Here is an 8,785-nt window from a genome sequence, read left to right on the forward strand (position 1 = left end):
TCTGGATATTCGCTGTGAACCAACGACTTCTTTCGATTGTCACGCTGGCCGCCCTGCTGGTGCTGGTGGCGCTGCCGCTGCTGTTTATCCTCCTGCAGGCGGTTTTCCCGCAGTTCAGCGCCGGCTCCCTGGAAGGCGCTTTCTCGGGTATCGCGCCGCTGTTTTCCGACCCGCAGCTGCCGGCCATGTTTGGCGGCACGCTGCAGATTGCCGCGGGCGTGGCGCTGCTCAGCGCCTGCCTCGGCCTGCCGCTCGGTGTAGCACGCGGGCTGTTCAACCTGCCCTGCCCGCGCCTGTGGGATCTGCTGTTCCTGATCCCCTTTCTGACGCCGCCCTACATCGCAGCGCTGTCGTGGATGCTGGTCTTGCAGACCAACGGCTACCTGGCGCAGCTACTGGGTTTTGATCTTAATGCCCTGCTGTTCAGCAAAACCGGCATCGTGCTGGTGATGACGCTCAACATCTTTCCGGTGGTCTACTTCGCGGTATCGCGCAGCCTGCTCGCCAGCGGGCAGCGGCTGGCGCTGGTCGCCAGGGTGCACGGTGCCAGCGCGTGTCGGGCGTTTTACCACGTGACGCTGCCGATGCTCTCGCCCTCGCTGGCCGCCGGGATGCTGCTGGCCTTTACCCTCGCGATTGAAGAGTACGGCGTGCCTGCCGCGCTGGGTACACGCTCGGGCGTGGTGATGCTGACGGTAGGGATTGAGAAAAAGCTCGCCGACTGGCCCATCGACCTGCCCGGCGCGTCGATGCTGTCGCTGATATTAATTACCATCGCGCTATGCGCCTGGTGGCTACAGGGCAAGCTGACCGGCGGACGCGACGTCACCAGCGTGACCGGTAAACCCACAGAAAACAGCGGTGCGCGCCTCGGTATAGCAGCCGTGCCGGTGGTGGCCATCATGGCGAGCATCGGGTTTCTCGCGGTCGTGGTGCCGGGGCTGTCGATGGCGGTCACCGGGGTGATGGGCACGCTCTCCGGCGGGCTGACGCTGACGAACGCCACCACCGCGCACTACGCGGCGCTGTTCGCTCAGCAGGGCGATGCGTTAACCGCGCTCGGCACCAGCCTGTCGCTGGCGTTGGCCTCGGCGGTGATTACCGGTGCGGTGGGCCTGCTCGCCGCGTGGCTGGTGGTGGTGCAGCGCATTAAAGGACGCGGCATCATCGACGCGCTGTCGCTGATGCCCGCCGCGCTGCCCGGCATTGTGGTGGGCGTGGGGCTGATCCTGCTGTGGAACCGGACCTTCTGGCCGGTCTCGCCCTACAACACCTGGGCGATTTTGCTGCTCTCTTACTGCTGCCTGCTCCTGCCGTGGCCGGTGCGCTACGTCGGCAGCGCGTTGCGCCAGCTGGGCGGCAATCTGGAGCCTGCCGCGCGGGTACACGGCGCGACGGCGTTTCAGGCGCTGCGCGCCATCGTGCTGCCGCTGGTCTCCCCGGCGCTGCTCGCCGCCATGCTGATGGTGTTCGCCATCGCGTCGCGCGAGCTGGTGACCTCGCTCCTGCTGGCCCCCGCCGGAACGCAGACGGTGGCGGTGTTTATCTGGCGGCAGTTTGAACAGGGGTCCGTGGGCCAGGGGATGGCGATGGCGACGCTGACGCTTATCGTTGGGCTGACGCTGATGCTCAGCGCGCTGGCGATTATGCAGCGCAGCGCGGCACGCGGGTAATGTGGACGTTTTTCCCTTAACGCCACATACCGATCACGCAGAATTGCCGTCGGGGATCTAAGATGGCAGAAGGTCTCAGGACAGGTACGCGCAAGACTTTTACCAATTAAGGGGATAATGCTATGTCTGCACCGCAACTTTTTACGCCTTATAAACTCCGCGATCTGGAGCTGGCTAACCGCATCGTCATCGCGCCTATGTGCCAGTATTCGGCAGAGAATGGCTGTATGAACGACTGGCATATGATGCACCTCGGGCAGCTGGCCCAGTCGGGAGCCGGGCTGCTGACGTTTGAAGCCAGCGCGGTATCGCCGGAAGGCAGGATCACCTGGGCTGATGTCGGGCTCTACAGCGATGAGTGCGAAGCGGCGATGAAGCGCGTGGTTGACGCCATCCGCAGCTGGTCTGCCATTCCGCTCGCCATCCAGCTCTCGCACGCCGGGAGAAAAGCCTCCACCGCGCGCCCGTGGGATAACGCCGGACCGTTCGCGCCGGATGATGAAAAAGGCTGGCAGACCGTGGCCCCGTCCGCCGTTGCCTGGAGCGCGGATTCCACACCGCCACAGGCGCTGGACGACGCCGGTTTAGCGGCAATACGTGACAGCTTTGCCGAGGCGGCAAAACGCGCAGCGCGACTCGGGTTTGATGTCATTCAGCTGCATGCGGCGCACGGCTATCTGCTGCACCAGTTTTTGTCGCCGCTCTCCAACCAGCGCACCGACAGCTACGGCGGATCGCTGCAGAACCGGGCGCGTTTCCCGCTGGAAGTGTTTGACGCGGTGCGCGCTGCGTTCCCGGCAGACAAGCCGGTCAGCGTGCGCATCTCTGCCACGGACTGGGTAGACGACGGTTTTACCGTTGATGAAGCCGTGGAGTTCTCGAAAATGCTGGAAGCCCGTGGGGCGGATGTGATCCATGTATCGAGCGGCGGCCTGCATCCCGCGCAGCAGATAAACGTCTACCCGGGCTACCAGGTGCCTCTGGCGCAGACAGTGAAAAACGCCGTGGCGATCCCGGTTGTCGCCGTGGGGCTGATTACCGAGCCTGAACATGCCGAGTCCATCATCGCCAGCGGTGACGCTGACTTTATCGGCATTGCGCGCACCGCGCTCTACGACCCGCGCTGGCCGTGGCATGCCGCCGCGAAGCTGGGTGCCCAGGTGACGGTGGCAAGCCAGTACCAGCGCTGCCAGCCGCACGCCCTGAAAAACCTGTTCAAGTCCTGATGCCACACCGGACGAGGCCGTTACCTGATAACGGCCTCGTCCGCCTCCCCCTTCGACGTTTTCCCGGCGGCTTTTGCGCCGGCAACCCGTGCCGCCCAACCGCATAGCGCATAGAGTGATAAATAAAGATGTGCGCGGGGCTGGTAGGCTTTTTCGACTTATAAGGAGACGTCATGAACGCCATTATTGATCTGTTTAACGACCACAAAAGCGAGCGCAGCTTTACCGATAAAGCCATTGATGACGCTACGCTTGAACGTATTCTGAGCACGGCTTACCACGCGCCTACCTCGGTGCACTCTCAGCAGGTGTCGGTTGTCGTCACCCGCGACGCGCAAAAGCGCGCCGAGATCTCCCGCATCGCCGGCGGCCAGCCGTGGATTGCGAAAGCGCCGGTCTTCGTCACCTTTGTTCTCGATATGTATAAAACTGAAGTCGGGATGAAGCTTATCGGTAACCAGCAGGTGGCTCACGAAAGTATTGAAAGTATCGTCGCGGGTGCCACCGATATCGGCATCGCGCTGGGCTCGGTGATGGCCGCTGCCCGCTCTGAAGGGCTGGGTATTGTGCCAATTGGCGGTATCCGTCTGCATCCGCAGGCGCTGACCAGCCTGCTTGAACTGCCGGGACATACCTTCCCGGTTGCCGGCGTGGTGATTGGACATGTTGATCAGCCTTCGCATCACAAACCGCGTCTGCCCCTCGACACCTTCCGCCACGATGAGACCTACAAAACCGCCGGTCTGGAAGAGAAAATCACCCGCTATAACCAGCAGATGCTCGACCACTGGCAGGCCATCGGCCGTACCGACGGCGACACCTGGAGCGCCAGCGTAAGCGGCTACTATCAGCACGTCTATTTCCCTAATGTGCTGCCTGCGATCCTCAAGCAGGGCTTTGGCGTCGACAAATAAGCACCGCCACCCCGCGGCCTGTACTGACTGACCACAAAAAACGGAGCGCTGTGCTCCGTTTTTTTATTGGGCCAGGCGCCCACCACTGCTGCGTTTTTTAAAGGTGGGTGCGCTTCGCTTATCCACCCTACGAACGAATATAAAACGGAACGCTATGCTTAATACTTGTCAGAGTTGAGGTGGTCTGTCGTGTTGTAGGGCGGGTAAGCCTGCGTACCGGCCGTAACTGTGTTTCAAAGGTGGGTGCGCTACGCTTACCCACCCTACGAACGAATATAAAACGGAGCGCTGTGCTTAATGCTTGTCAGTGTTGTAGGGCGGGTAAGCCTGCGCACCCGCCGTTGCTTCGTTTCAAAGGTGGATACGGGGAGCTGGAGCTTTGTTGCCAGCGTAATTATGTTTACAAGGCAAGGGATTGCGCGCGAAAAAGGATTCAGGAAGATGCTTAACAGATTAACGTTAGCATTAACGAGTAAATTAATACGATTCAAATTCCAGCCCGTTATTCCTGCTCCATCTCACAGTAAGAAGTGGTTTCCTGTCAACACAACGAGCATCTGTCTTGATGTCATAAAAACAGTAAACGTCATCAGTCCAGAACAACAAACTTTCATTCGGTTCAGTACGATATCCATCCCCAAAATCCACAAAAGAGATGTAGTAATAACTATCGTATTCTTCAGGAATCCCGTACTTCTCCTGGATCATATCTTTATTAGCTTGCCACCAGGCTATCTGACGGCTTTTCAGATACGGAAAATGCCTGACCAGTATCGTATTACCCTCATGGACAGCCACAATTTCAACTGGCGTAAAATACTGCCATAGCAGATAGCCGCAGGATGCAGCCGCAATAACACCCGCTATCAGTCGCTTATTCACCCCGTCCTCCGCTTATTTCAACGGTCGCATTTATCTCAGTAATAAAAGGCCTGTAGCCATATTCTTTCCAGCGCTGGAGCGCAAACCACAGCCGGAATATACGAAATTCTCGATAAACAGGATTGAGCACATCGTCATCATCGAGGCCAAAGTGATTCTGAATACGGTAGTGCACTTTCGCCCGGAAGCTATCGCCCGTCACCTCCAGTGATTCCAGTGTGATATGCGCTGCCCACATATCATGAACGGCGATCACTAATCCGTTGGTACGGTCTATCAGACGGTCAAACTTAGGGAGTACAGCTGCATTAACTTCCTTGAGGTTACCCTTTTCATCGAATAAATCGTCCTTCTCATTGAGAGGAATGAACCCATATTCGTAATTGATTGCAGCCTTCAGCGCGCTTTTTATTTTCAATAAAGAGCTTTGTTCTGAACGGTCATTCATGATCTGCTCTCTCAGCGCCTGGTCCAGTAAGGGGCTGCTGTAGGGCGTGCCGCTGTTGTCCTGAATATGCGTAATCATCTCTGTAATGATGTGCTGATATTCGCCATGAAAAGAGAACAGCTTCGCCAGTTCCCGGAATTCATCAAACATGAGAGTGGCGGCCTCCTCGCGGCTAACCACTGGCATAGTGTCTGGTATTGCCGCGATCGCATACGGCGACGATATCATGTAAGGATTGGGTTGATTCAGCAGCCTTAGCGTACGGGCATTTACCCTTGCAGATACCGTATCCACATCGAGTTTCAGCTGATTACGCAGCGTCAGCGCATCCAGATCGCCGTGATGCATGTCTTTGGCTTTATCGTCATCCATCTGGCGTAGGGTCTGGTAAATAAGTGCGGGAAGAGGCATGGGCTCCGGCCGCGAGGCTTGTGCCTGCTGACCTGCCGCCGGCACCCCATCACTGAATCCGGAAGATGCCACATCGGGGGGAGGATGCTGAACTGCGCCCTTATCAGACGCATGCATCCAGGATGGGTATGAAGCATCATCAGAAGCGCTATTTTCCCCGCTGTCGATGAAGACATTACTGCTGCCAGAGATAACTACACCACCGCAGTTAATACCATGACCAACGGCGACCGCGGGCTTCCCGTTGATAAATACCGATGATGCACCTTCTGCGATGACGCGGGCATGCGTACCACAGCCGTTACCGCAGGTGCAACCGTGTGGCGCGACGGCATCACCGACTCTGGCGGCAGGCTGGCCGTTAATAAACACATTCGGGCTACCTTCGGTTATCGCGGTACTCGGGAAACATCCATGCCCACTGGCTATATCATCCTTTCTGGCTGCCTCTGCCTCTGTCACTAACTCCCTGTAATCTTTACCGGAATCATACTACCCGACGACAGTGATGGCGCATAATATTTGAGCGTTTCAGAGTAATGCGGTTATTTCAGGCGCTGCACCACGCCCGTATAGCAGCGCGACTGGGGTTTGATGCCATTCAGCTCGACGCGGCGCGCTACCAGCCGCAGACGTTATGCTCATCGTCGTCATCGTAGCCACGCACGATATTGATAAGCGCTTTTACGGCATCTGCCGCGTTGGTCTCGTCTGTCGCGTCTTCAAGGGTGGCAAAATCCTTATCCACCGACACGCCGTTATTGTTGTTGGTCACCGTCAGCACCACGCTGCCCCGCGCCTCGCCCAGCGTCCGGGCCAGGGTGGCGACCGCGGCGGCGGCCACGGCAGGCACATACAGCGCCATCGGTTTCATATACACCTTGCTGGCGTTCTGCCCGGTTTCACGGTTTTTCAGTCCCAGCGTGTAGCCTTTGTTTTCAGTTGCAACGTCCATCGCCTGTTTCACTCCTCAAGAAGAATCTGTGGATCAACATAAAAATCAACGCTGAAGATGACATCGTCAGACAGCGCCTCGATCAGATGCCACTCCTCCGCCGGGAACACGCCGAACTGACCCGCGTTAATCACGAAGCTTTCCACCACGTCGGGGCTGTGCTGGTCCGCATAGCGGCAGTAGCGTATTGCGCCGCGCATTACCGACAGACGCGGCAAGACGCCCTGGCGCGTGCCGGCATCGAGATGACGCTGCCAGATGCCGGGCGGCGCGGTTTGCAGGCTCCAGAACGGCGTGCTGCGAACGTGAACATAATGGGCGGGAATTTCGATCCTGTTCATTGCTACGCCTTACTGGTGTTGACCACCTGACCAAAGCCTTTGCCATTCAGTTGGGCGTCCGGTTCGGCGAAGAAATCAATATTGAAAAAGGTATCGTCGGTAAGAAGTTCGATGCGGTGCCATTTCTGCGGCGGGCTGATGCCAAAACTGCCGGCCTCGATCACCAGCTCCAGATCCGGCGTGGTGCTTTCCGCGTCCGGAAAACCAAAGTATTTCACCGCCCCGCGCATGACGGAGAGACGGCCATAGACCCCGGCTTTGGTGTTGTGGTGGCTGAGCAGCGCAGCAGGCACGCTGGATTTATCGAAGAAGGCGGTGGCGCGGGTGTGAACGTAATGCGAAGGGATAATCATATTCATAATCTTACCTCATGCTGTAAGCCCGAAAGGCTTAAGTTCTGTGCCGCCAGCCAACCGGCGAGGCACGAAAGAGTCAGGTAAAGCGCAAATAAGATGCATATAAAATACACCTTATAAAATCAGATGCAAAGTGAGATTTACATCACGCTTTAACGCTGGTCAGCAGAGGGGCTGGAGGCGTTGAAGGGGCTGCGCGAGCGCTGCCAGGCTGAGGATAGACTACGCTTAAAGCTTACTGACAGAGGAGAAAACGATGGCTGATTCCACACTTATCGACACGCTGCAGTTCGGCCCGGACGATGCTCCCACGCATAAATATGAAGTTTATGGCGACGACGAGAAAATCCCGACCTATGCGCTGATTTACCAGCACAGCGGCGGCGACTGGGAAAAGATCGATGAAACCCTGACCTTTGCAGCAAAGGATGAGCAGGACGAAGCGAGCAGCACGATGGATTACGGCTCCAGCGACGGCCTGCCGGAACTGCGCGACCTCCCCGCCGAAGCGCGCGAGCGCAGTGAAAAACACTGGCGGGATAATTTTGCTGATTGATGTGAGATGTGAAAGTGATACCGGGTTGATGCCCGGTTTTTATTTTGGGGTGAGGTGATTGTAATTTTTATATCATTTGTGTGCTTATTTAATTATCAGTTATTTGGTGTCTGCAGCTTTGGTTTTTTAATCAATTTAAGCCAATATATTAATTTAACTGAGTTAACTATTTTGAATATCGGTATTATCGGTAATGACACGAACTTCCTCATACTGCAGAGTAAGTTCATATAACACATCTTAAACCACCTCATAGTATAAAAATTAATATCGGACCGTAAGGTATTTACATCAGCGAATGATTAGTTATTACAAACATTAATGATATGCGATCATTAGCTTTATCAAAAAACCAATAAATTAGCACGAAGCGCACATTAACAATCTATTGACAATAATAAAAAAACCCCGCCTCGGAAATATTTTTTGCATATACAAAAAGTCTGGCTAAATTTATTAGCTGATATTTATTACGATAGCTTAAATGCTATAGAATACAACTCATGTATTCTTTCAAGCGGTCTATTATTTCCTCTAGCTCTTTTTTCTTAATAATCACGCTCTCAATGTGGGGATTGCTAATATCTTTCCATATTTTACGATCACCAGCATCAACAAGAGTCGTTATTTTTCCACCGATAATCCGCACTGCGCTTTCGCTTGCAACAGCAAAAAACAGCGCCCCAGAGTCTTTAATAATAGTGGGGGATGCGCAAAAATCAAACACTTGCTCTGGGTATTCATCCTCCTGTGTCGACTCAGGATATGCCAACTTATACAAAGTTTGAAAGGCCTCATTTGATGGTGCATTAAAAAAATCATCATCACAGGGCAACGATATAAGAGCATTCTCTTCATCAATAACATCGTTGAAATCAACAGAAAGTGTTGACGTTCTGATATCATCTGGATACATATTTCCGTTCACAAAAAAATAAAATAAACCATTCTTATGAGTTTCACTCCATTGAGGAATGAGCTCCACCCATATGGCAAATCGATAGGGATCACCAATAATCATCT

At 55.0% G+C, this 8,785-nt stretch carries 10 protein-coding genes; 4 read left to right on the top strand and 6 right to left on the bottom strand.

What is annotated here, in order from left to right:
* The first annotated feature begins 14 nt into the window (after positions 1-14).
* From KFZ77_RS15455 to KFZ77_RS15465, 3 genes are all read left to right on the top strand, one after another.
* Positions 15-1,673 (top strand): ABC transporter permease, encoded by a 1,659-nt coding sequence (locus KFZ77_RS15455; protein WP_264384694.1) that lies wholly within the window; start codon positions 15-17, stop codon positions 1,671-1,673.
* A 122-nt stretch (positions 1,674-1,795) separates the two neighbouring features.
* Entirely contained in the window at positions 1,796-2,899 is a 1,104-nt protein-coding gene (locus tag KFZ77_RS15460; protein ID WP_264384695.1) for an NADH:flavin oxidoreductase/NADH oxidase, read from the top strand.
* A gap of 173 nt (positions 2,900-3,072) precedes the next feature.
* A complete protein-coding gene (locus KFZ77_RS15465) occupies positions 3,073-3,813 on the top strand; it encodes a nitroreductase family protein (RefSeq protein ID WP_264384696.1) in 741 nt (246 codons plus the stop codon).
* A 477-nt stretch (positions 3,814-4,290) separates the two neighbouring features.
* On the opposite strand, the gene KFZ77_RS15470 is transcribed toward KFZ77_RS15465, so the two are convergent.
* The 5 genes from KFZ77_RS15470 to KFZ77_RS15490 all read right to left on the bottom strand — a co-directional run bounded on the left by KFZ77_RS15470 (position 4,291) and on the right by KFZ77_RS15490 (position 7,203).
* Positions 4,291-4,695 (bottom strand): DUF943 family protein, encoded by a 405-nt coding sequence (locus KFZ77_RS15470; protein WP_264384697.1) that lies wholly within the window; start codon positions 4,693-4,695, stop codon positions 4,291-4,293.
* Positions 4,688-6,016, bottom strand: a complete 1,329-nt coding sequence (locus KFZ77_RS15475; protein ID WP_264384698.1) for a DUF3289 family protein — start codon at positions 6,014-6,016, stop codon at positions 4,688-4,690. Before KFZ77_RS15475 ends, KFZ77_RS15470 begins: the two co-directional genes overlap by 8 nt.
* A 157-nt stretch (positions 6,017-6,173) precedes the next feature.
* On the bottom strand, positions 6,174-6,509 hold the full coding sequence (locus KFZ77_RS15480; RefSeq protein ID WP_264384699.1) for a DUF1869 domain-containing protein: 336 nt from the start codon (positions 6,507-6,509) through the stop codon (positions 6,174-6,176).
* Between the two features lie 8 nt (positions 6,510-6,517).
* Positions 6,518-6,850 (bottom strand): DUF1971 domain-containing protein, encoded by a 333-nt coding sequence (locus KFZ77_RS15485; RefSeq protein WP_264384700.1) that lies wholly within the window; start codon positions 6,848-6,850, stop codon positions 6,518-6,520.
* Positions 6,851-6,852: 2 nt separating this feature from the next.
* A complete protein-coding gene (locus tag KFZ77_RS15490; protein ID WP_406678811.1) occupies positions 6,853-7,203 on the bottom strand; it encodes a DUF1971 domain-containing protein in 351 nt (116 codons plus the stop codon).
* Between the two features lie 259 nt (positions 7,204-7,462).
* Here KFZ77_RS15490 and KFZ77_RS15495 point away from each other — a divergent pair, with 259 nt between their 5' ends.
* The gene (locus tag KFZ77_RS15495; protein WP_264384702.1) at positions 7,463-7,762 is read left to right on the top strand and encodes a DUF4139 domain-containing protein; all 300 of its coding nucleotides are present in this window, start codon (positions 7,463-7,465) and stop codon (positions 7,760-7,762) included.
* Between the two features lie 487 nt (positions 7,763-8,249).
* Here the strand turns inward: KFZ77_RS15495 and KFZ77_RS15500 are convergent, their stop codons facing one another.
* Positions 8,250-8,783 carry an immunity 42 family protein gene (locus tag KFZ77_RS15500; protein WP_264384703.1) on the bottom strand — a complete coding sequence of 178 codons (534 nt, stop codon included), beginning with the start codon at positions 8,781-8,783 and terminating at the stop codon, positions 8,250-8,252.
* Between the last annotated feature and the right edge of the window lie 2 nt (positions 8,784-8,785).

This window comes from Siccibacter colletis, assembly GCF_025914095.1.
Lineage (GTDB): Bacteria > Pseudomonadota > Gammaproteobacteria > Enterobacterales > Enterobacteriaceae > Siccibacter > Siccibacter colletis.

Bases quoted from the DNA above. Each gene is read 5' to 3' on its own strand.
- KFZ77_RS15460 (WP_264384695.1), top strand. From the start codon at position 1,796: ATGTCTGCACCGCAACTTTTTACGCCTTATAAACTCCGCGATCTGGAG.
- KFZ77_RS15465 (WP_264384696.1), top strand. From the start codon at position 3,073: ATGAACGCCATTATTGATCTGTTTAACGACCACAAAAGCGAGCGCAGC.
- KFZ77_RS15480 (WP_264384699.1), bottom strand. From the start codon at position 6,509: ATGGACGTTGCAACTGAAAACAAAGGCTACACGCTGGGACTGAAAAAC.
- KFZ77_RS15485 (WP_264384700.1), bottom strand. From the start codon at position 6,850: ATGAACAGGATCGAAATTCCCGCCCATTATGTTCACGTTCGCAGCACG.
- KFZ77_RS15490 (WP_406678811.1), bottom strand. From the start codon at position 7,203: ATGATTATCCCTTCGCATTACGTTCACACCCGCGCCACCGCCTTCTTC.
- KFZ77_RS15495 (WP_264384702.1), top strand. From the start codon at position 7,463: ATGGCTGATTCCACACTTATCGACACGCTGCAGTTCGGCCCGGACGAT.
- KFZ77_RS15500 (WP_264384703.1), bottom strand. From the start codon at position 8,783: ATGATTATTGGTGATCCCTATCGATTTGCCATATGGGTGGAGCTCATT.